Origin of the sequence: Paenibacillus sp. 2TAB26 (assembly GCF_052115145.1) — a bacterium.
Lineage (GTDB): Bacteria > Bacillota > Bacilli > Paenibacillales > Paenibacillaceae > Pristimantibacillus.
This window is the reverse complement of the sequence record NZ_JBFRGC010000010.1, coordinates 1-23,076: the sequence shown is the minus strand read 5'-3', so window position 1 is coordinate 23,076 and position 23,076 is coordinate 1. Positions and strand designations below refer to the sequence as shown.

Here is a 23,076-nt window from a genome sequence, read left to right as displayed (position 1 = left end):
ATTCTGTTTTCATAACAAGAAAAACACATTCAATCAAATCTTCCACATTGTTACTCCTCTATATTAGCAAACGCCCAGACTTACTTACATCACCAATTGATTAGTTTACCATCTCTGAAGAACCCACAGCGTGGTCCTTCCGACCCCAGTTTTATCAACCCGAGGATCAACTCGGCAGCATGTTTTGGAGTTCTTGGAGCGGACGAACCTCCCATATCCGAGCTGACCCACCCTGGATCGGCTGCATAAATTTTTATATGTCCTTTGACTTCGGCTGCTGCCAATTGGGTCAATGCATTCATGGCAAGTTTGGAGATCTTGTATGCACCAGCACCTTCAGATGACATGGCGCTCATGGTTCCATATTCCGAGGAGACATTAATTATTGTTCCATATCCTCGCTCTTCCATAAGTGGTACAAACGAACGCATGACATGATAAACACCGTATAAATTCGTTGTCATTGTGTTCTCGAGAATTGTTGGATCCATCGATAATAAGTTGTTATCCCCGTCAAGATAAATACCAGCATTATTAATTAGTATATCTAATCGCCCAACGGTCTCTGTGATAGTCATTGCAGCTTGACGAATGCTTTCTTGATCCGTTACATCAATTAAAATAAAGGAGACATCAAATCCCGATTCGGCAAGCTGTTGCGCAACTGCAGTGCCCTTGTTTGTATCTCTGCTTGCTAATATGACCTTGAAACCCATGCAAGCTAATTGTTTGACGAGTTCATATCCGATGCCACGATTCGCTCCTGTGACCAGAGCTACCTGCTTATCTATCATCATGAGCAACCTCCAATCGACCCTCTATTGAAATTTTTGGATAAATGGACGCAATGCTTAATACAACGAACAAGATCCCTCCAAGTAAGACGTATGGCGCCCCCATTTCCGTTATGAAAAGCCCACATACGCTTGCGCCTATTGTTGTGCCCATGTTAGCAGATGTCAGGAAGATTCCGTTTGCGAATTCAGGCGCATCCGGCGCTGAAGTGACAATCCAATATTGAGTAATATTGCCGCCAATCCCTCCCAATACTCCCCAGATCAGAATCATACAGACCATGGGTACACTGAACTGGCCGAGGAATAACATGAGGATGTAGACGCCACCTAATACAAACGGATATCGCTTTATTGTACTTAATGCATGATGAGTAAGCAGTCTCCCTGCGATTATGTTTCCAATCATATTAGCCGCACCGTAAAGGAATAACATCAAACTAATGGTGTTCCAAGTCAATTGGGTCACGATTTCCAAGTATTCCGCAAGATAACTGTACACTCCGAACAAGGCTCCGTTCATGAAGATAACCGCGGCAATGGACAACCAAACTGCTGATCTTCTTAAGACTCGCAATTGAACGCCATAAGAAGGCTTATTCGCTACAGGCATAGACGGAACGAATAAAAGCGTTGCGATGAAGGCGGCTATATTTACCACCGCAAAGAACAACATCGCATAAGCAAGCGATGTTGCGCTTGCGATTATGCTGGCTACCGGTACCCCAATTACCATGCCCGCAGAAACGCCAATGAAGACTTTCGCTACTGCCTTTGATGCTTCTTCTTTGTTAACGGTAGCGGCTGCGACCGTAAAGGCCATGGAACAATAAATCGGGTGAAAAAAAGCGGGTACGACACGTGCAATCAATAACACGGTAAAGTCTGATGTAATAGCGGAAACGAAATTGCCCACAATAAAAATGCCAAGTGCAAGTAGCATGATTTTTTTGCGATTTATCCCCGAGAACAATGAGGGCAAAATGGGACCAGAGATGGCAACCGCAAGCGCAAAGAGGCTAACGGTCAGCCCCGCAGCGGAGATGCTGACCTGGAAGTGGTCCGAGATTAAAGGCAAAATTCCGATAACGCCCATTTCAGTATTTAAAATACCAAATACCCCAAAAGTTAATACATAGACAACTAAATGGTTGCGATTAATCCTCATACGCCATAGCTGACGAAAGCTCTCGGTAGGCATTAACTTGAGCYTGAAGATCGACAATCTTCTGCTCAGCAATACCCATCGCGTCAGCGCCTCCGATAAAGCGTTTCGGTGGATCAATCTCACTTACAATCTTGAGAATCGCATTCGCGAGCTTGGTTGGATCACCAGATTGTTGCCCATTTTGTTCTTTGAAAAATGACAGGAAGCTTGCTCTGCGATCCTCGTAATCTTCGAGTAAGTTTTTGGCGTAAGTCGACGAGGACTCTGTCAGAAATTCCGTACGGAAAAAGCCCGGATTGACAATCGTCGTATGAATGCCGAAAGGAGCTATTTCAGGTGAGAGGGACTCCATCCAGCCCTCAAGCGCGAATTTCGATGCACTGTAGGCTGAGTTAAACTCAAAGCCGGAAATGCCTGCACCGGAAGAAATCGAGACGATATGACCGTTACGCTGCTTGCGCATGACAGGCAACACCGCACGGGTAACGTTCATAGGCCCTATCAATGACACGTGTAATTGCTCATCGATTTGGACGGGGGTCAGTTCTTCAAAGAAACCTCCATAAAATTGCGCGGCATTATTAACAAGCACATCGATAGTGCCGAAGCGATCAATTGCAGCCTTAACTGCCGACTGAGCATCATCAGGACGGGTAACATTCAATTTAACGACCAAGGCATTCTCAGAATCACCGATCGCTTTAGCCACCGCGTCTGTATTGCGTCCTGTAGCCACAACCTTATGTCCTGCATTCAAGGCAGCTTTCGCGATTATTTTGCCCATACCTCGGCCAGTTCCCGTGATAAACCAAACCTTTTCTCTAACCATGTTTAAAATCCCTCCGATTTCTTTATAACAATGTGGATCAAAAAAGCTGATTGTATTTATTTTAGACGTGCTATTATCACATAACAAATACTTATATCTCATAACTTGATATGCTTGAAAAGCATTTCTTGAACATGTAGTATGGAAACAAAAAAGGAGATATGTCGATGGAGGTAAGAGTATTACGTTATTTCCTTACTGTCGCTAGAGAAGGGAGCATTACGGCAGCTGCAGACTTTTTACATCTAACACAGCCAACCTTGTCCAGACAATTAAAGGATCTTGAACAAACGTTAGGAAAAAAACTATTTATTCGCAGTAGCCACCATATTGTCCTCACAGAAGAAGGAACGCTTTTGAGAAGAAGAGCTGAAGAAATCATTGAGATGGTTGATAAATTAGAGACTGAGTTCCGGTCTATGGAGGAAACTGTTAGTGGGGATGTATATATAGGTGGCGGGGAAACAGAAGCCATGAAACAAATTGCTCGAGTAGTAAAGAAATTGCATTCAAAATATCCGCATATACGGTATCATCTCTACAGCGGGAATGAAGATGACGTAACGGAGCGGATCAATAGGGGACTGCTTGACTTTGGCATACTCATTCAACCGGCTGATGTTTCGAAATACAATTATTTGAATTTGCCCGCCAAAGACGTTTGGGGCGTTGTGATGAGAAAAGATAGTCCACTAGCTTGCAAGGATGTAATTCAACCCGCTGACTTACTACAAGTTCCGCTCATTTGCTCTAGACAGGCGCTAAAGCAAACATTTTCAAAGAATGATTTTGCCGATTGGTTTGGTGACGATTTCGATAAACTAAATATCATAGCCACTTACAACCTGGCCTATAATGCCTCAATCATGGTTGAAGAAGGCATCGGTTATGCTCTAACACTAGATAAGATCGTAAATACGTCGTTTGATAGCAACCTTTGTTTTAGACCTCTCGAGCCAAGAGTAGAGTCCGGATTGAATATGGTTTGGAAAAAACATCAGGTCTTTTCCGCTGCTGCAAAAACATTCTTGACTCATATTCAAGATTTCTATGGATAGTGTTACAACTTTCCAAAATTCCGAGGGCCACGACCAGCTCTGCCAATAAGTTCTACCCAATATGTTTATATATTGCAATAGGTCCAATCTTGAACCTTCTGCCATAAGCGAGTTTACCTCTCGATAATAGTATGGCATACACGTTACCGCGCTTTATCCTTCTCTTCATCTGGCGACTGGGTATATGAAGACCAATTACTAATCAAGATTTCGATGATTATACCGTATCAAAAGTGTGTCCAGAAAATGAAACGTACCATAAATCAAATATACAGTTTTTGAAACGCTTTATAGTGTCTTTTTTTAGTGTATCAAAAAGCATGCATTTTGAAAGGATAGGATGGTGACTAAGGCTATACCGGTATATAATTCAATCCAGATACTTCAATATGTGAAAAAAGACAATTTACCTTTCTTGTACAATAAGGGACACTCTTCTGAATTAACGTAATGGACAAAGAGTATGAGTTATAAACCTACAAGGGAGAGAAGACATAGATATCTTTATAGAGAAGGAGGAGTATTAATGATGGAGATGGGCTACGCGCGTGTTTCTACTAAGGAGCAAAATCCGGAAAGGCAACTGCTGATAAATTGAGCGTCAAAGACTTCAATCGACCTCAGTATCAGGCTAAGTGTCTTATGTTGAGACAGGTGATTTAGTTTACATCGATTCGTTAGATCGATAGGGACGAGATTACGAAGGAATCATAGATGAGTGGGAATATATTACTCGTGAGATTGGAGCGGATATTGTTTGTTTGGATAACGAGCTGCTCTTTGATTCTAGAAAGTATCGAACCATGGGTAACTTCGGAAAGGTCCTGGAGAGTCAATTTCTTAGTTTGCTTGCCTATGTAGCAGAACAAGAGTGTAAAAAGAATCTGGAGTGACAAGCTGAAGGAATTGCAGTGGCTAAATCTGAAGGAGTTAAGTTTGGCAGGCCGCGAAAGGAAATTGAATCAAATTTTATTGAAGTGTATCAAGCTTGGAAAGCTTCCGTAAATCTATAGCGTATGTCACAAGGCAGATGGAGGAAAATATAAGATTGCTGCTTAGGCTACGCTTTAACGACTAGCAACTCAAATTACCGCTGGCTAGTCAAAAAGCCGAGCGGTTTTTTTGGCCAACCTGAGAGCGAATAGCTCGTTTATTACCTACCACAGACATCATAGCTAGTACGGTTAAGAGGACTGCCATAACGCCGTGAAGCAATGTCGCCGTATGAAATCAAGACGTTGAGCATTGCTCTTTCCTTCTAATTTATTGTTGCCTCTGTGATTAAGAGACGCATACGCCAACCGTATCCTGCTCGGTTAAAACTTATGAGCAAGCTACTCGTGCGGCGGCTGTAACGGTCATCATCAGGTCATTATCTCTGTAGTTGCGAACAGCCCCAGTAGACTGAACATTTGAGAAATGTTTAGTCTGTGAGGTTTTCTATGAGGCTAACGCCAGCCGTTTCACCCCATTCAGAAAAGAATCGTCGTAAGAACGCAAAATAAACTACGACATCACAATTAACTAATGGGTATTTCCAAGCCGGGTATCGAAGGTATAGGGGAGAATGAGACCGAGAAGAAGCAGTCCAGTATGCTGGCAATAAATCGATTAGGAAGCGTCCCCAATGTTTGAATTAGAATTGAACTGACTCACTATCCGCATTGCAATCAAAAGTCCTTTGACTTATTGGCGTCCTGCGCTTCAAGCTTCATCGTCTGCCTCTTGAACCTTCTGAATATTTTGCAACTCAGGAACCGAGAATATTGAATTATTAAGCGCTCTCTTGGATGATACAATGTTACTGCAAACAACCACAATAAAGAGAGGGGCATCATCCTTGAAAAAGTCAAAACTTGCTGCCATCGGCACAAGCGCGCTGCTCGTCACTGCCTTCCTTGCAGGCTGCTCATCCAACAACAATGTGAACACCGCCAGCCCGTCGGGAACTGCTTCAGGAAGCGCATCCACGTCGTCTACATCGGCTTCTGACAAGCCCACATCCGGCGAACAGGTCAAGCTGACCTTCTGGCGCAATTCCGGCAATGACGCCGAAAACTCCGCTTACGACCAATTGGTGAAGGCATTCAATGCGAACAATCCAGACATCAAGGTCGAGATGAGCCCGATTCCTTATTCGGACTACGATGCGAAGCTGCGGACCTCGATCGCAGCGAACAATCCGCCGGATATTATGGCAATCGATGCACCGAACATGGCATCCTACGCGCAATCAGGAGCATTGCAATCGTTGACGAATTATTTCAAGGTGGACGGCAATCTCGACGATATTCCGGCGGGTACAATTGGGGCTTATACTTACAAGGACAACATTTACATGGCACCGCTTACCGAATCGTCCATTGCACTTTTCTACAATAAGAAGATGTTCGAGGCAGCAGGTATTCCGCTACCGTCCAAAAACCCGGATGAGCCGATGACATGGGATCAAGTGCGCGAAGCGGCTATCAAGCTGACTGACGCGAAAAAGGGCATTTATGGCATCGATCCGGCCCAAGGCTTTGGGAACGCGGGAGCGGCCGCTTACTTCAAGTACCCGATCATCTGGCAGTTCGGTGGGGAGATCATGGACAAGGATGGTATGACATCTAAGGGCTACCTGGATATGCCGGAGACGAAGAAGGCGGTACAATTCTTCGCGGATCTGTATAATAAGGACAAAGTATCGTCGCTGGAATACCCGCCGGATCCGTTCCCTACAGGCAAGCTTGCGATGACGGTCGACGGCTCCTGGTCGTTGTCCTTCTTGGCCGAGAAGTTCCCGAATTTCAAGCTCGGTGAGGATTGGGACGTCGCGCCGCTGCCTAAAGAAACGAAGCAAGCGGTAGCCAACGGCTCTTGGTCCCTCGCCATCTCTTCCCAGAGTAAGAACGCGGACGCAGCCTGGAAGTTCGTGAACTACGTGACTGGAGCGGAAGGCTCCAAGCTTTACAGCAGCGTGACGAAAGATATTCCGGTTCGCTACTCCGTCGCGAAGCAGTTCCCGGAGCTGAACGAATATCCGAAGAACGTCTTTGTCATCCAGAACCAGAAATACGGTCGCTCGCGTCCGATTACGCCGATCTTCCCGCAGATGTCGGATGCCGTCAACAAGATGCTTGAAGACGTAACTATTGGTAAACGCAACGTCGATACGGCGATTGCTGATGCCATCAAGAAGATCGACAAGGCTTACGCCGATATGCCGAAGTAAGAAATAAAGGATAACCTGAAAAAGACGTCCGCTATTTGCGGATCGTCTTTTTCAGGCTTTTGCGTTCAAATAGCTCTCATCTTACATTCACCGGAGGCCTGACGACATGCTCTACTCGCTTCGAAGCCGACTTATGGTTGCTTTCTCCATCCTGCTTATTTTCCCCTTCGTTTCGTTGGTCTATATTCTGACTTCCGAGTCGGCGAACCTTATTAAGAATTCCCTTGAAATATCCGCTTCGCAGACGATCGAGCAGTACGCTTCCCACGTAACGACCTTGATGAAGCAGTTGGAGGATATCGGCAACCAGGTTCTCGGAAGCTCGATTACCCAGACTTGGCTGGCCGATCTGCGCAATAGCGAAGACCTGGAGAGAGAAGAACTGCTGGCGAAGCGCAGGGTGCGGGATTTTCTGTCCTCCTATGCGGTGAATAATTCCAACGGAATCTCGATCAGTCTTTTTACTATTGCGAAGGGCGGATTGTGGAAGCAGGATCGCACATATGAACAGCAACCTTGGTTTCTGGATTACAAGGAGCAGAATGTGAAATGGACGGGGTCTCACCTGGACGAGGACCAGCCGGATGAGAGCATGAGGAACCGCAATGTGAATGGCTACCTGCTGCCTCTTGTTGAGCTTCAGACGTTGATCAGCGTTGGCATCGTTAAGGTCAACTATCCGACGAGCGTTCTGCGGGATCCACTAGAACGGATTCATTTCGGCGAGACGGGCCGCGTCTTCCTGCTGGATATCGATGGGCGGAGCGTGCTAGGCCAGCAGTTTACAGGAGTAGCGGCCATCTTGCAGGAAGGGATAAGCAAGCTTGCCAAAGTCCGGCAGACCAATCAGGCGGGGAAGCGAGTGAGGGAGAGCGGCGTGTTCGCCGTACGAAATCAGGGCAAGCCTTACCTGGTCTTCTACGAGGAGCTGCCGGATCAGAACTGGACGATCATGGGCGTCGTGCCGGAACGGGAATTGTATGCGAAGCTAAACCGCATTAAGGAGACGATGCTGCTCGTAAGCGGAATTCTGCTGGTGATCGTGCTTGTTGTGGCATTCGGCCTGTCCAAAAGCGTCACGAATCCTCTTACGCGAATGGCCCGATCCATGAAGCTTGTGAAGCGAGGCGAGTTCGACGAAGCGATTAAACAGATGCCCAACACCCAGCGGGGGCACAGTGAGATCGGTTATGTGACCGGCGCTTTCGGACAGATGACGCACCGGCTGAAGTACCTGATCGAAACGGAATACGAGACGAACCTGAGGCGTAAAAATGCTGAATACAAAGCGTTGCTGCTGCAGATCAACCCGCATTTTTACAACAATACGCTCGAAATTATTAGCGGTCTGGCCGCTATGAAGCGCAATGACCTCGTCATGGATGCAACCGAGTCGCTGGGACAGATGATGCGGTATTCGCTGGATTTGAGCTCTGATCAGGTGTGGGTGCCGGAAGAACTCGATTATATCCGGGATTATTTGTTCATCCTAAAGCTAAGGTATGACGATCGACTACAGGTACGGATCGAAGAGGCGCCGGGGGCCCGTGAACTTAAGATGCCTAAGTTTATTCTGCAGCCCTTGGTTGAGAATGCGGTTAAATACAGCTTGGAAAACGGGGAAAAGGCGATTGTTGAACTAGGTGCCGAGGCCCGCGACGGTTGGCTGTACTTGACCATCTCCGACAACGGAATCGGCATGAATGGGGAACTGGCAGCCGATTTGCAGAGGGGGCTGTCTGGGGCGGATACGACGGCGATCCTCCACACGGAGGGGAACAGCATTGGACTCCGAAACGTGCTGGCGCGTTGCAGGGTGCAATACGGCGATGCCTTTGAAGTCCACATTGCTTCATCACCGGATTCCGGCACGACGATAACGATGCGGTTGCCCGCAAGCAGGAGTTGATCATCATGTACCGTGTAATGCTCGTAGACGATGAAGCCGGTGTTCGCAATAGCATCCGGGCGAAGATTGATTGGGAGAGTGCCGGATTCGTCATCGCTTACGAAGCGTCCGATGGAGAGGAAGCACTCCGTATGCTTGCCGAGGCGGTGGTTCGTCCGGATATTGTCATCTCGGACATTAGAATGCCGAAAATGGACGGGATCACCTTCATCCGAGCTTGCAAGGAGGCCTATCCGGAACTGCGTGTTATCGTCTTGTCCGGCTATTCGGACTTCGATTATATGAAGTCGGCCATTCAGCTCGGCGTCAAGGATTACCTGCTGAAGCCTGTAGTGCGGGCGGAGCTCTCATCGCTGCTCGGGAAGCTGGCGGGCGAGTTGAAGGAGGAACGACTGCTGGAAGGTGAGCGCCAGCGGGAGAAGGTTCAGCGTAACCAGCAGCTGCGGCAAATGCAGGAGCATTTCCTCCTTCAATTGGTGAAAGAGGAAGGCGTAGGCGAGTCTGCGGTGAGAGATCGACTGCACCATTTGCAGCTCGCCAAGCTCGACGGCGAAGCGCTAAGCCTACGCTTTGCGACACTAGAGATGCGCTTGCCGCCGGGAAGGCTGCGAAGCTGGGAGGGACGCCGCGATCTGCTGCAGCTGGCATTCCGCATGCTCTGCCGAGAGACGGCCGATAAGCGTGAGGACGTGTACCCATTCTATGACGTGGGGCACCCGTCGATGATGTTTTTCCTGCTGGTGGACACGGGAAGTAAGGAGTCTGGGGACGCAGCCGCGGAGCAGTTCGTTCGCGAGCTGAGGCGCAATGCGGCGATGTACCTGCGGCTTGAGAGCGTCGGCGGCATAGGCGAGCCCGTGTCGGGGTGGCGCGAAGCGAAAAACGCATATGCCAGCTGTATGCTGGCCTGGAGCCGCGAGACGATCGATGGATCGGCCACCGCATCGACCCAGCAGGGAGTACTGGATTGGGCGCAGTCATTCACGGCTGAGACGGAGCGAAGGCTGATTCAGGCGATCGAGACATTGAATCGGCAAGCTTTTTCCGCTCAATTACTCGAGCTGTTCCCGTCGAATCGAGACATGCCGATGTTCGCCTTCACCTTCCTGGCGCTGCGGGTCATTCTTACCTTCGGTTCACTTGCGAAAAAGTTTGAACTGGGCGATACCTCGCTTCAACAGGTGCTATGGAATTGCCAAGCTTCGATTGCGACCTATCGGAGTCGGGAAGAGGTACTTGCGCAAATTGAACGGATCGCCGATTTGGTCATGGATGCGGTGCGAAGCAGCCGGACCTCCAGCGGCCAGCTGCAGACGGAGGCGGTCCGCAAGTATGTGGATGAGAATTATCCTTACGAGTTGACACTGTCTCAGTTGGCCAGTATGTTTCACATGAACGAGACTTACCTGTCGGGCTTGTTCAAGCAGAACGCTGGCGTTACATTCAGTGACTATTTGACGCGGCTCCGGATGACGCGCGCCGCCGAGCTGCTGAGCGGGACAGATCTGAAGTTGACGGATATCGCGATGCTGGTTGGCTACTCCAGCTCCAGCTATTTCAGCACCTCTTTTAAAAAGTATTACGGCTGCAGCCCAAAGGAATACCGGGAGAAGCGGCAGACAACGAATGAGAGCTAACAGCTTTTATAGAAGAAGTCATCCCTCCCCACTATTCGCTACTTCCTCCCCCCCCCACCCAGCATTTTAAAAGTTGCTCCCCGAGCATAGTGAAAGTCTTGGCCCTTCCCGCAGCCTTACAATGGAGGCAATCGAAACAAATATGGAAAGCTGCGGGAAGGAAGAATTCGACATGACAAACACGAACACGAGGCAAGACAGCCGCCAATCCGAGCATGAGGAGGCGCTTAAGATAGCGGAGGAAGCGGTACAGGCCGGAGCCGCTCGGGCGGCGCAAGATCCGTTCCGCCTGCGCTATCACCTGATGGCGCCGTCGGGCTGGATGAACGATCCGAACGGACTTATTCATTTTAAAGGCGAGTACCATGCCTTCTATCAACATTTCCCATTCGGTGATTATCAAGGCCCGATGTACTGGGGACATGCGGTCAGCCGGGACTTGGTGCGGTGGGAGCATCGCCCGGTTGCCCTTGCACCGACGGAGCCCTACGAGTTCGGTTCGTCTGAAGGCGGCTGCGGCTGTTGGTCGGGCAGTGCGGTGGAGCACGAGGGACAATTGGTGCTTTTCTATACCGCACACGTCGATGGGCGTACCCCGGAGGAAGTGCAGACTATGGCGACGAGCGAGGATGGAATCCGCTTCGTTAAGCATCCGGTGCCCGTCATTCAAGGCAGTCCGGACGGTGAATGCTTCGGCTTTCGCGACCCGAAGGTGTGGAAGCATGAAGAGCGCTGGTATATGGTCATTGGCTCAGGTAAAAACGGTCGCGGCCGCGCCCTCCTATACGAGTCTCCCAACATTTTGGATTGGTCGTACCGGGGTGTCGTGGCGGAGAGCGACGGGACGCAGGGAGATATGTGGGAATGCCCGGATTTGTTCCCGCTAGGAGGCAAGTACGTCCTAATCGTTTCACCGATGAACATGGACGGCGTCAAAAATCTCTACATGATCGGTGAGATGGACTTCGCTGCAGGTCGTTTTATCCCCGAGAGCAGCGGCATCATCGATGACGGACCGGACTTCTATGCCGCGCAAACGATGTTGGACAGCAACGGACGCCGCATCCTGATCGCCTGGATGGACATGTGGGGATCGCGACTCATTAAGACGGGACGCGCCTGGTATGGGGCTATGACGCTTGCCCGAGAGCTTCAGATGACCGAAGATGGGCGTCTGGCCTCGAGGCCAGTAGAGGAACTAGCTTCTCTTCGAGGACAAGAGATTTCGAAATTAGACAACGGACTCCATCTGCAGCCTGGCGAAGAACGAATCTGGTTGCTGCCGCCGGCCTTTGAATGGCAAGCCGATATTGATTTGTCTGCAACAGAGGCGCAGGAGCTTCGGATCTTAATTAGTGGAGCATGCGAGGATTTATCCGACGCTGAGTCCGTAAAGACTTCGCGGTCCGTCACAGACCAAATCACTAAGATCCGCTGGCTGGCTGCGCAGCGCCGCATCGAATTGAACCGCAATGAGGCGGGAATTGGCGATCCCGGCGTGTACGTATCCGACCTTCCGGCTTCTGCCGCCACTCGCCTGAGTCTCCGTCTGTTCTCAGACAACTCATCCATAGAGTTGTTTGTCAACGATGGCGATCGAGTGTTGACCAGCCGCATTTATCCTCTGGCTTCAGGACGCAGACTGGAGATTCAGGCGGTGGGAGGAACCATTGTTTTCGAAGTCATGCGGCTCTGGACTATGGATGGACTGGAGGTTAAGTAATGAGCGGGATTCCGAAAAAGTCTATGTCGGCCCTAGCCACGATCGCTATCGGCACCGTGGTTGTGCTCGCGATAGGAGGAGCGATCTGGATGTCGTTCCACTCCGATTCAATTAAAGATTCCGCTGGAAAAACCAACAAGGCGGAGGATATCTACGCGACGCCCGCACCTTTCCGATTCAACCCGATCGCGAATTATTACACGGAACGCTATCGCCCGCAGTACCACTTAAGTGTCGAGACCGGCAACATGAGTGATCCAAACGGCATGGTGTATTACGAGGGAGAGTACCATCAGTTTTACCAGAACAGCGGTCAGTGGGGGCATGCGGTCAGTCAGGATCTCTTGCATTGGGAGCATCTTCCTGTCGCCTTGATTCGCGATGAGCTCGGCGAAATATGGTCGGGCAGCGCGGTTGTGGACTGGAACGATACGAGCGGTTTTTTCCAAGGTAAATCCGGGCTGGTTGCAATCTTTACGCATTTCCAGAGCGGCGTGCAGTCGCAGAGCATCGCGTACAGCAGCGACCGCGGGCGCACCTGGACAAAGTATGAGGGTAATCCGGTCATTCCGAATCCCGGAATCAAGGATTTCCGCGATCCGAAGGTTATCTGGCACGAAGCGAGCAAGCGTTGGATCATGGTGGTATCAGTCGATAATCATGTTAGATTCTACTCATCGCCCGATTTCCGAAACTGGACCAAGACAGGTGAATTCGGCATAAATCAAGGTTCGCATGCCGCCGTATGGGAATGTCCAGATCTGTTCGAGCTTCCGGTAGACGGCAGTGGTAATCACAAGTGGGTGTTGACGCTGAGCGTCGGCAACAACGAGGCGACCAAAGGCTCGACAGCGCAATATTTCATCGGAGAGTTCGACGGAAAAACCTTCCATAATGATAATCCCGCCGATAAAGTGTTGTGGACGGATTACGGTAAGGACTTCTATGCGGCGGTCTCGTATTCGGACATCCCGGAGAAGGACGGACGACGTATCTGGCTCGGCTGGATGTCCAACTGGCGCTACCCGTTTACGATGCCGACCGATCCTTGGAAAGGCAACATGTCCGTTCCCCGCGAGCTTACACTTCGCGATATTCCTGGTGAAGGGATCCGTCTCATTCAACAACCAGTCAAGGAACTCGATTCGCTGCGCGGCACCGTACTTAAGCTCGAAGCGCAGCAGCTCGCGACCAACTCGAACGCATTCGGGAAGTGGCGCGGAACCTCTTATGAGCTGGATACGACTTTCACCGTTTCGGTTGATGCTGCGTTTGCACTCAAGGTAAGGACTGATGGTACGGGGGCGGAGGAAACCATCATCCGCTACAATGCCACAGCAGGAACACTTACAATCGACCGTTCGAAATCTGGCACTGTTTCGTTCGAGCCGGGCTTCGCGGAGAGCTTTGCGGCTCCGGTGAAGCCGTCTGCAGACGGAAGGTTACCTCTTCGGATCTATGTAGACGAAGACACGCTCGAAGTGTTTGCTGAAGACGGAGCGAAGGTGCTATCCGCCATCGTGTTCCCCGAGCCGTTAAGCAATGGCTTGTCGCTAGAACTTGAGCGGGGTAGCGTCAAGCTAGATGAAGCCTCATTCTACCCGATGCGCTCGGTGTGGCGTGACGAGAATCCTGATTCCAACGTACCGACCCGCATCCTCATCGGCAAGGAAAGTGTGGATGTGGCGCTTGGCGCCCATGTAACCGTGAAGTCGTCCGTGCTGCCGCTGTCCGCCTCCCAACAGCTCGAATGGGCGTCCAGCGACATGTCAGTCGCTAAAGTGACACATGCAGCGGACGGCAACGGTGTTGACATCTCCGGCATAAGTGCAGGACAAGCCGACTTGATCGCGAAGACGCCTGACGGCAAAGTGACGGCGACGATGAGCGTGTTTGTCTTCGAGCCGTAAAGGGCGATAGCTCTCTGAATCAAGTTTATTCACCAAACCACCAAACTGAAAGGAAGGGAAAACCATGGCACACACCGAGCTGGCTCCATCGATATCCAAGCGCCGCAAAGGAAATCCCTTCGGCCGGGCACTGCGCCAGGAAGAGAGAACGGCTTGGCTGTTCATCTTGCCTGCGTTGGCAGCGCTTCTGCTCTTTGTCTTCTACCCGATGGTCCAAGCATTCTTCATCAGCTTCCAGAACTACAACATGGTAGGCGGAACCCGTTCTTTTAACGGCATAGATAATTACCGGACGCTGATGAATGACTCTGAGTTTCTAGCAAGTCTTCGGCATTCACTATTCTTCGCGGTCATTGTCATTCCGGTACAGACAGCGATCTCGCTAGGCCTCGCGTTGCTGATTCAGCGAGCCGGGCGTTTTACAAGCCTGTTTCGCACGGCTTATTTTATCCCAGTCGTGATCTCGACCTCGGTCGCAGCCACGGTGTTCAAGCTCATCTACAACAAGGACTTCGGCATCCTGAATCAGCTTCTCAAGTCGATGGGACTGCCGCTGACGAACTTTTTATCCAATCCGGATACCGCGATGTACGGCATAATCATTCTCGGCATTTGGAAAGCATCTGGGTTTTTCATGATTATTTTTCTTGCGGGACTGAACAACATCTCTCAAGACTTATATGAGGCTGCTCGGGTTGACGGAGCAAGCCGAGCGCAGCAGTTCTTCCGCATTACGCTGCCGATGCTGAACCGGACGATGGCTTTCGTTGTCATCATGACGACGATCGATGCAATCAAGCTGGGTGGTATCGTCTTCGTCCTCACCAATGGAGGACCGAACGGGTCCACCCAGACAGTCGTGTATTACATCTGGAAAACGGCTTTTCAGCAAATGCAAATGGGCTACGGCACAGCGGCGGCTTTTGTTCTGTTCGCTATCGTGCTGATCATCTCGCTTGCGCAAATGACCTACTTCAATAAGAAAGCTGACTACTAGGGGGATTATTATGCGGCAAATGGGGTTTGCGCTTAAATACATCATGATGACGCTCATCGCCATCGTCTGCATCATTCCGATCGTATGGATGGTCGCTGGATCTCTGCGTCCTTATGAGGAACTGTTCCAATATTCATCGAGCTTGAATTGGCATATGTTCGTGCCAGTCAAGTTCACCTGGGAGAACTACAAAAACGTTATTTTCAGCGAAACGAATCCATTCCTACGCTACATTTGGAACACAGTGATCGTGGCTGGATCCGTAACTGTCATCGTGCTCGTCGTAAGCGCCTTGGCCGCCTTCGCTTTCGCGAAGCTGCGATTCCGTGGCAAGTCGATCGTCTTCGCCTTGTTCATGTCGGCGATGGTCATTCCGGGTGAAGTAACGCTCGTGCCGAACTACTTGCTGATGAACAATTTCGGTTGGGTCAACTCATACGCTAGTCTTATTGTGCCTTCCTCGCTATCGGTGTTCGGCATCTTCCTGCTGCGGCAGTTTTTCGCGGACATTCCGAATGAGATTATGGAAGCGGCGAAGATTGACGGTGCTTCGGTTATGCGTGTGTTCATTAGAATCGTCGTTCCGGCGGCCGTTCCGGCGCTAATAACACTCGGCCTAATGACGTTTCTCGGCAACTGGGACTCGTATCTCTGGCCTCTTATCGTCATCAACGACGAAAAGAAGCAGATGCTTCAAGTCGCGATTGCGTCGTTCTCTTCGCTAGCCGGTACCGATTGGTCCAAAATTTTGGCGGCTAGCACGATAGCAACGGCTCCGATTCTGATTCTGTTCTTGTTTCTGCAGCGCTACTACATTCAGGGCATCACGATGTCGGGGGTCAAAGGGTAATGGGGCACAAAATTTACGATGCGGTGGCACTTGGCGAGTATTTGATCGATTTCGTGCCGGATGGCGTTTCGGTATCGGGGGAGCCTTTGTTGGAACGCAACCCCGGCGGCGCTCCGGTTAATGTACTGGCGGCGCTCGCAAAACTGGGCAACAAGACTGCCTTTATCGGCAAGGTCGGACAGGATCCGTTCGGCGAGTATTTGCGGGATGAGCTGATCAGGCAAGGAATCGCAGCTGAGGGGCTTGTATTAAGCCGGGACGCACATACGACGATGGCGTTCGTACATTTGGATGAGCGGGGTGAGCGTTCGTTCCACTTCGCCCGTCAGCCGGGAGCGGACGCGCTGCTTATGGAGGCCGAAGTGCGGCCGGAACTTACAAGCGGAACGCGTCTGTTCCACTTCGGCTCCATCTCGCTAACATCGGAGCCTTCGCGCCATGCGACGCTTCATGCAGTTGAGGCGGCGCGGCAAGCAGGCGCGATCATCTCCTACGATCCGAACTGGCGTCCATCTCTGTGGGAGACCGAGGAACTCGGGCTTGTATGGATGAAGAGTGGGCTTGAACAGGCTCACATTGTTAAGGTGTCGGATGAGGAACTGGCGCTGCTGACGGGCCTGCCTGACGCCGGCACACTGGATATTGCTACCGGAGCCGAAGAGCTTGTCCTTCGCTACGGGCTGGACGTACTGCTTGTCACGCGAGGAGCAGCAGGAACGTATTATCGGACGGCGCGCTATGCCGGCGAAGTGGCAGCCAACCGTGTCGTTCCAGTCGATACGACCGGGGCGGGCGACGCTTTCATGGGCGCGTTTCTGCACTGCGTGCTCGGCAGCGAGACGAAGGCGGCGAACTGGAGCGAGGAGGAACTGCACAGAACAGTCGCCTTCGCCAACGCCGGCGGGGCGCTCGCTACGACTCGTAAGGGCGCCATTCATTCGCTCGGGACGCTGGAAGAAATCGAAGAGTTGCTTCGCGGGAGACGTTAACCCCGAAAAGCCAGAGTCAGTTGTCTGACTCTGGCTTTTTTTGTGCACCGTACCGTCTAAGAGGCTCCAGTAAATTAATTTGATCAGTTCTGAGAGTCTGATCGGTAATCTAAATGATATTTTGGAAATGCCACTGGATGGTTAACGTTGGATGCTTTCAAATATTGAAGGAGGATAAAAGCATAAAACTCGGGTTTATCGGATGCGGCGGCATTTCAGATGTGCATCTTAAAGGGATCGTTGAGTTATGAAAGGAAAACAGGCAACCTTCGAGCCGTCTATATCGATTACAAGGAGATGCTCGTACTTGGCTGCATCCTCCAGCATCTTCCATCCGAAGGACGGGGAACGTTAGTTGAATAGCTTAAGATGAAGCTTTCCGACCTCGTGAGTTCGGGTTTTTTGATTTTTTAGTCATGTTAATGGCCCGTTTTTTATTAAACTAATGGGAAGGTTACCGCAAAAAAAGAGATTTACAAGCCGTATACTTAGTGAGTCAGCGAAATGAGATTAAGAGGAAAGAATGAAATATTTAACTAAAGAGTTGTACGAAGAAATGCAGATAAGAGGATATATGGAGTATTATACAAGGTTCGGAGTGACCAAGCTGGGCAAAATTCTATGAATTAATCGCTACTTTTTTTAAGAAATTACATCAACTACCTTGATAACACCGTGAGCGCAGAAAAGACTTACAAGCACTGTTCAATATTGACCGATGATATAAATCTATACTGTATGAGAAGTGCGGTTCCCTCTGGCAGATCATCATTTTTCTATACAGGGGTTTCTTACAGCACTACGATTTATTATTAGGTAACATTAACGCATTTAGCCCTTTCGGCAGTCCCTTTGGGAAAAGGGATTTATACGATTCTTTACTCAATTGGCATGCAGATACTGGATGTATCGATCCTGTCGGCCCGGCTCCTTCACGAATCGAAACAGGGTGGTGTTACGTTTCGCAATGGTCATTCAGTCGAAGTTGTGCTCCATGAGGAACACGAAAAAAATCCTTACCACTGATCCAGGGCATCTATAAGCACACGAGACGTTTCGTGAAGCATCAGGATCCTTTTCTTTAAACTCGCTTAAGACGCGATTGGGCAGTATGAGCAAGGAGGAGGCGAGTGCTTATATCCGCCACTGGATGAGCATAAGCCGGACGGAAAGCCGGTAGAACAGATCTATCTGAAGATTCTGCTTGCTGCCGCAGCTCGAAACCTAGAACTGATATAAGAAGGCGATGTCGTCCAGGTGCTTACCGATATGGATCGACAGCGAGACGTTACCAATTAACTCAAAATTTCCCCATACTCCCATTGTTGGCGTCTGCCGCTCCTTATTCACATGGCCTATAAGTCAATGAGAAGTAACATTTGACTCACTGACGGGCAATGAGAGCTAATTAAGTATAATGAGAAGGTGCTGCGGACATGAACAAAGAGGTGTTTCTAAAGGAACTCGATGAAATAGTAGAAGATAAAATGTTCATTGGAAATGATATCGATGACTTAGAAGAAGAAATTTCACAAAACACATGGTCAATTTCGATGAGTCAACAGTTAGCTAGTGAGTTTACAGTTGGTGAGATAGGAAACTTTTTTTGTAATGTAATTACAAATAGAACTGAACAAATGACAAAAGCAGACTGTAATAGAATGCTTTTTTATGTATGGTTCGATTGGCGATCTGGAAGGTTGCGCTTTAATTTCATTTCAGACATCCATACAAAACTACCTTTTAAATGTGAAATTGAAACAGTAGAAAACATAGATTCGATAATAAATGTGTTTTTAAAATATCAGTATCATGATGGTATTCCTTTTGAGGAAGCAAGAGATGAAGATAAGCAAACTGTGGAAAATATAAAAGTAAATTCACTTAATGTCTTTTTGTACGAATTGAGAAGTTAGAGGAACAAATTGATAAGCTAACAGGGAACGATAGCACAATAAACACCTATGATGAAGCTGCCGGAACGATGGGCAGCTTCATTACGTTAACGAGCAGAATACGTTAATCACCTCTGTAAGTAGAAAACCATTTACATAGTTATTTTTCTCATGCTACAATTTTCCATATTAGAAAGGATTGAGAACAATATAGTCGAAATAACTCTTATTCTCGAGCAAGGTCTTCACCTACTTTACGTGGTGTGGGTTCTCAAATTGATAGATGCGATTTTTAATATTACTTATTATGTAAAAGTACATGAAGCGTATATTGGGAGAGTTGAAAGATGATCGTTATAAGAAAGGCCTTGGCTTGTGATTTGGATTTCATATTTAGTATAGATTTTAAAAGTGAAGGAACGACAACAACAAATGCCGATAAGACACCTGAAGAAATAATGGAGCACCGGCATACAGTTTCTTCCTTTATAGAGAATGATGATAATGGAATAGGTGCATTTATTTGTGAAGACCAATCATACAAGAAAAAGATTGGATTATTGATGTATCGAGTAAGAAATCGTGACGATGTTCCTGATTTTAGTATTTTACGGAGGATAGATCGAGCTTTGTTTCCCGAAGATGGTCAGCTTATGGAAGTTTACCAACTATGGGTCGATAAAGATTATCGTAAACGAGGGATCGCCTACGAACTTAAGCTAAAATTAGAAGAGGAAGCACGAATTAAGGGTGTACAATTAGTCTACTCCCATACTGAAGAATCAAATATCCCCGTGATTAAAATGAATAGTAAGTTAGATTACGAAGTGGTATGGCGCGGGCCTATATGGGATGATCAAATAGTACGAATTGCATTTATAAAACACCTCGTATCGAGCTAACCGTTCACGATGTTGAATGGAGACAATAAGAGGCATCCGAGCACAAGTCAGTGAATCGGAATTATAAGACTGAGGTAACTTAATTCATTTTTAATCGTAAACAGCCTGCCAGATCACTCCGGCAGGCTGTTTAGCTATCAACACTTTGAATGCTATGACGAAGAATCTAAAAGAAACCTTGGATTTCTCAAAATCTCATCTACAACTTCCTCAATATCAGTGTGCGTTGTATTCATGATGTGCTTCTCAGGTGGATTTGACTTTAGTATCTCGTTAAGCCCTATAATACAACGATCACCCATTTGATGTCTAAGAGGTCTCTGACTATCTCTTCGTAATAACTCATTCTTGTCAACCAGCAATACAATAAATTTAATGTTAATGTTTAAATCTCTTGATGCTTCCATCATATAACTCGTTTTATCACTATAGGTAACGTAATAGTCGATAACAACATCATGATTATTATTCAAAAAATTCTTTGTTAAGGATAAAATGTTAAGCCATATCAAATTCAATTATGCGAACCATTTTTTGAGCCTTCATAAATACCTTAAACCCTTGTGCAACAAGGGTTTAATCTATTTCCCTACTTCGCTTTTGGTGCTTTGTTTTCGCATAACTTTGATTTTTTTAGCTTAGATATACGAATCAGGTGTTCACGGTTTATGCGCAGAAAAGGATTTGCGAACCTGAATTTCACGAGATATACGAAGCTGATACTGTCATATTACTTATGAAAGATATAATAGTCGTTTGCAACATGTCCATGCTTTCTCAAAGCGATAATGGGTTTACCGTATACATGTGAAACAGATAAAGGAGAACTAGCTTAGAGCGAACCACAACATCATAAGCTGCAACCTCTGGGCAATCCAACGTTTTTTTAATGCAGCCAAAAGGAATATTTTTGCAACCAATCGAACCACACATTCGTTATGTATAAGACCACCAACAACTTATATAATGGAGAAATCATGAGAACTTTCGAAATATTATTAACTCTTTTGTCTTTTGTCATGCTGTTTCAGCAAAAAATGCCGAGAAAGCTTGCGGCGTCAGCCGGATTTGCGAACATTGGCTTATTGGCGGGACAGCTTTTTTTTGAGGGGTACAGATGGCAAATGGTTTTGATCTATCTGATCTCCGTCGTCCTCGCCTTTATCGCGATCTTCGGAAAAAGGTTTCATATCAGGATGTGGAAGCTGTTGAAATATGGCTTGTATGTTCTAACAATCGCCATGTTGGCGGTCTCCGTCTTCCTGTCTGTATACCTGCCCGTTTTCGATTTGCCTAAGCCTGACGGTGCTTATTCGGTCGGGACGAAGATGTTTCATTTGACCGACCGCGGCAGAGAAGAAACGCTGACAAAAAATCCGCACGATCATAGAGAACTGATGGTCCAAGTATGGTACCCCGCACAAGGTTTGAATGGACAGAAACAGGCACCTCTCTTTTCCGAAGACGCAAGCACATTTCACGAGTATATCGAGAGGTTCGCAGATGGATTCGGCCTTCCCGCGTTTGCTTTGGACTATTGGCGCTATATCAAAACTAACTCATACGAAAACACCACGATTTCATTAGCTGAAGCCCGATATCCAGTCGTCGTAATCAGCCACGGCTTCGGAACAAGCCGGCTGCTGCACGCTTCCCAAGCCGAGCATCTGGCAAGTCATGGATTTGTCGCAGTGGCTATCGATCATACTTACAGCACAATAGCAACGGCTTTTCCAGACGGACGGGTGACAGGCTTAACAACCGAGCCATATATGAACGGAGTTTCCGAAAACATCAGCAAGCTCGGGAACATTTGGACGCACGACGCCGACTTTGTCATCAACCAGTTGGATCAGCTGAATCGTGATGCCTTTGAGGGAAAACTCGATATGGATAACATCGGGATGATGGGTCACTCATTCGGCGGCGCCACGGCGTTTAACGCCGCATATTCAAATCACAGAATTAAAGCAGGAATCAACATGGACGGTTCATTGTACAATGTCAACGACAAGCAGGCGATTTCAAAGCCGTTTCTGTTCATGGAATCGACCAGCTTTATGAACATCAAAAACAAGGCGCTGAGTGGAAAGATTTCTGATGAAGAAATCAAAAATTCGGGTTTGACGAAAGAAGAATTCAACAAGATGATTGAGGAACGAAAAAAGGAATACAAAATCATAGACCAAGCATCAATGGTGTATATTGAAAGTACGGAGCATTACAACTTCACCGACTTACAGCTTTATTCAAAACTTTTGAAGCAGCTCGGCATGACGGGCGACATTGACGGCGAACGAAGCGCGGATATCGTGAACCGATACGTTTTGGATTTTTTCAACAAGCATTTAAAAGAAACCGGCGGTGGCTTGATCAGCAAGCCGAATCCGTCATATCCGGAGGTTGAGTTTCCGAAGGAATAAACCGAAAACTACAGAAAGGGTGCCGACGGTGGGACACTCTCTTTCTTATTAACATATACAACAAGGATGCAAGAACTAAATATTTTTCGTTCTGGCATGCTACAGAGATGCCTTTTCACTAAATGGCCGCTAAACTCGGCATATCGGAATTGTGTAGCTTGTAACTCGGGGCTTCAACATTAGGTAGACCGGTATATAAAAAGTTTGGTTTTATTGAAGCAGATTATTGGATGGAATTAAATCTTTAGGCAATTACAAATACTCTAATGCCTCGAAAATCGTGGCTTTTTTATTTTGTGGGATAAGGTTCCTCTCAAAAACAAATGATAAGAACTTTATCCCATTCCCGATTTTGACAAGAACTTGAACTCATTCCCGATAGATTGCAGGGAGAAGGTGAAGAAGATAAACATAAAAGTTGTAAACTGAACTCACTAATTAAGCTAACGGGCAGGAGAGTTCAGCCAATAGTTTGAGAAATTTTTAAGTACCCTGTGAAATGGAAATCGTACACATAATAACAGCAATTCCCTGGAGTTTAAGCTTCAGGACAGAAATTGCAGCGGTTGACCGTGCAAAATGGTTATGACTAGGCATGCGTATAGTCAAGTGGTTATTCATCTACATAGTATAAGATACACTTTCATGTAATATCATGAATATCTTCCGTTAGGAGTGATGTTATGGTTCAAATGCGAAATATAGGACCCATGAGACAACCGCCGCAGTCACCTCCTCCCGCATTCATCCCRCCGAAACCCGCTGTTTCTTATATCGT

The 23,076-nt window shown here is 47.9% G+C and carries 15 protein-coding genes; 12 read left to right on the top strand and 3 right to left on the bottom strand.

Annotation, left to right across the window (positions count from 1 at the left end):
- Positions 1 to 89: 89 nt before the first annotated feature.
- The 3 genes from AB4Z50_RS13275 to AB4Z50_RS13265 are packed head-to-tail and all read right to left on the bottom strand — an operon-like array spanning position 90 to position 2,791.
- Entirely contained in the window at positions 90 to 797 is a 708-nt protein-coding gene (locus AB4Z50_RS13275; RefSeq protein WP_441879468.1) for an SDR family NAD(P)-dependent oxidoreductase, read from the bottom strand.
- A complete protein-coding gene (locus AB4Z50_RS13270) occupies positions 784 to 1,962 on the bottom strand; it encodes an MFS transporter (protein ID WP_441879466.1) in 1,179 nt (392 codons plus the stop codon). The genes AB4Z50_RS13275 and AB4Z50_RS13270 overlap by 14 nt, the downstream gene beginning before the upstream one ends.
- Positions 1,952 to 2,791: an SDR family NAD(P)-dependent oxidoreductase gene (locus tag AB4Z50_RS13265; protein WP_441879464.1), complete on the bottom strand. Its 840-nt coding sequence runs from the start codon at positions 2,789 to 2,791 to the stop codon at positions 1,952 to 1,954. Before AB4Z50_RS13265 ends, AB4Z50_RS13270 begins: the two co-directional genes overlap by 11 nt.
- 167 nt (positions 2,792 to 2,958) lie before the next feature.
- Here AB4Z50_RS13265 and AB4Z50_RS13260 point away from each other — a divergent pair, with 167 nt between their 5' ends.
- The 12 genes from AB4Z50_RS13260 (at position 2,959) to AB4Z50_RS13205 (ending at position 22,298) form a co-directional block, all read left to right on the top strand.
- Complete coding sequence (locus AB4Z50_RS13260) at positions 2,959 to 3,849, top strand: LysR family transcriptional regulator (RefSeq protein ID WP_339208264.1); 891 nt, start codon at positions 2,959 to 2,961, stop codon at positions 3,847 to 3,849.
- A gap of 1,798 nt (positions 3,850 to 5,647) precedes the next feature.
- Positions 5,648 to 7,063, top strand: a complete 1,416-nt coding sequence (locus tag AB4Z50_RS13255) for an ABC transporter substrate-binding protein (RefSeq protein ID WP_441879757.1) — start codon at positions 5,648 to 5,650, stop codon at positions 7,061 to 7,063.
- Positions 7,064 to 7,196: 133 nt separating this feature from the next.
- Positions 7,197 to 8,972: a sensor histidine kinase gene (locus AB4Z50_RS13250; RefSeq protein WP_441879462.1), complete on the top strand. Its 1,776-nt coding sequence runs from the start codon at positions 7,197 to 7,199 to the stop codon at positions 8,970 to 8,972.
- A gap of 5 nt (positions 8,973 to 8,977) precedes the next feature.
- Complete coding sequence (locus AB4Z50_RS13245) at positions 8,978 to 10,609, top strand: response regulator transcription factor (protein ID WP_441879460.1); 1,632 nt, start codon at positions 8,978 to 8,980, stop codon at positions 10,607 to 10,609.
- Between the two features lie 121 nt (positions 10,610 to 10,730).
- Positions 10,731 to 12,332, top strand: a complete 1,602-nt coding sequence (locus AB4Z50_RS13240) for a glycoside hydrolase family 32 protein (protein WP_441879458.1) — start codon at positions 10,731 to 10,733, stop codon at positions 12,330 to 12,332.
- Positions 12,332 to 14,242, top strand: coding sequence for a GH32 C-terminal domain-containing protein (locus AB4Z50_RS13235; protein WP_441879456.1), 1,911 nt, complete (start codon positions 12,332 to 12,334; stop codon positions 14,240 to 14,242). Before AB4Z50_RS13240 ends, AB4Z50_RS13235 begins: the two co-directional genes overlap by 1 nt.
- Before the next feature lie 64 nt (positions 14,243 to 14,306).
- Positions 14,307 to 15,239 carry a carbohydrate ABC transporter permease gene (locus AB4Z50_RS13230; protein WP_441879454.1) on the top strand — a complete coding sequence of 311 codons (933 nt, stop codon included), beginning with the start codon at positions 14,307 to 14,309 and terminating at the stop codon, positions 15,237 to 15,239.
- 10 nt (positions 15,240 to 15,249) lie between these two features.
- Positions 15,250 to 16,089: a carbohydrate ABC transporter permease gene (locus tag AB4Z50_RS13225; protein WP_441879452.1), complete on the top strand. Its 840-nt coding sequence runs from the start codon at positions 15,250 to 15,252 to the stop codon at positions 16,087 to 16,089.
- Complete coding sequence (locus AB4Z50_RS13220; protein WP_441879450.1) at positions 16,089 to 17,078, top strand: carbohydrate kinase family protein; 990 nt, start codon at positions 16,089 to 16,091, stop codon at positions 17,076 to 17,078. Before AB4Z50_RS13225 ends, AB4Z50_RS13220 begins: the two co-directional genes overlap by 1 nt.
- Positions 17,079 to 18,514: 1,436 nt before the next feature.
- Positions 18,515 to 18,994, top strand: a complete 480-nt coding sequence (locus tag AB4Z50_RS13215; RefSeq protein ID WP_441879448.1) for a hypothetical protein — start codon at positions 18,515 to 18,517, stop codon at positions 18,992 to 18,994.
- A 326-nt stretch (positions 18,995 to 19,320) separates the two neighbouring features.
- On the top strand, positions 19,321 to 19,875 hold the full coding sequence (locus tag AB4Z50_RS13210) for a GNAT family N-acetyltransferase (RefSeq protein WP_339208279.1): 555 nt from the start codon (positions 19,321 to 19,323) through the stop codon (positions 19,873 to 19,875).
- A 1,019-nt stretch (positions 19,876 to 20,894) separates the two neighbouring features.
- Positions 20,895 to 22,298 carry an alpha/beta hydrolase family protein gene (locus AB4Z50_RS13205; protein WP_441879445.1) on the top strand — a complete coding sequence of 468 codons (1,404 nt, stop codon included), beginning with the start codon at positions 20,895 to 20,897 and terminating at the stop codon, positions 22,296 to 22,298.
- Positions 22,299 to 23,076: the final 778 nt, after the last annotated feature.

Coding starts and splice junctions, on each gene's coding strand:
- AB4Z50_RS13275 (WP_441879468.1), bottom strand. CDS start 797: ATGATGATAGATAAGCAGGTAGCTCTGGTCACAGGAGCGAATCGTGGC.
- AB4Z50_RS13270 (WP_441879466.1), bottom strand. CDS start 1,962: ATGAGGATTAATCGCAACCATTTAGTTGTCTATGTATTAACTTTTGGG.
- AB4Z50_RS13260 (WP_339208264.1), top strand. CDS start 2,959: ATGGAGGTAAGAGTATTACGTTATTTCCTTACTGTCGCTAGAGAAGGG.
- AB4Z50_RS13255 (WP_441879757.1), top strand. CDS start 5,648: ATGTTACTGCAAACAACCACAATAAAGAGAGGGGCATCATCCTTGAAA.
- AB4Z50_RS13250 (WP_441879462.1), top strand. CDS start 7,197: ATGGTTGCTTTCTCCATCCTGCTTATTTTCCCCTTCGTTTCGTTGGTC.
- AB4Z50_RS13245 (WP_441879460.1), top strand. CDS start 8,978: ATGTACCGTGTAATGCTCGTAGACGATGAAGCCGGTGTTCGCAATAGC.
- AB4Z50_RS13240 (WP_441879458.1), top strand. CDS start 10,731: ATGGAGGCAATCGAAACAAATATGGAAAGCTGCGGGAAGGAAGAATTC.
- AB4Z50_RS13235 (WP_441879456.1), top strand. CDS start 12,332: ATGAGCGGGATTCCGAAAAAGTCTATGTCGGCCCTAGCCACGATCGCT.
- AB4Z50_RS13230 (WP_441879454.1), top strand. CDS start 14,307: ATGGCACACACCGAGCTGGCTCCATCGATATCCAAGCGCCGCAAAGGA.
- AB4Z50_RS13225 (WP_441879452.1), top strand. CDS start 15,250: ATGCGGCAAATGGGGTTTGCGCTTAAATACATCATGATGACGCTCATC.
- AB4Z50_RS13220 (WP_441879450.1), top strand. CDS start 16,089: ATGGGGCACAAAATTTACGATGCGGTGGCACTTGGCGAGTATTTGATC.
- AB4Z50_RS13215 (WP_441879448.1), top strand. CDS start 18,515: ATGAACAAAGAGGTGTTTCTAAAGGAACTCGATGAAATAGTAGAAGAT.
- AB4Z50_RS13210 (WP_339208279.1), top strand. CDS start 19,321: ATGATCGTTATAAGAAAGGCCTTGGCTTGTGATTTGGATTTCATATTT.
- AB4Z50_RS13205 (WP_441879445.1), top strand. CDS start 20,895: ATGCTGTTTCAGCAAAAAATGCCGAGAAAGCTTGCGGCGTCAGCCGGA.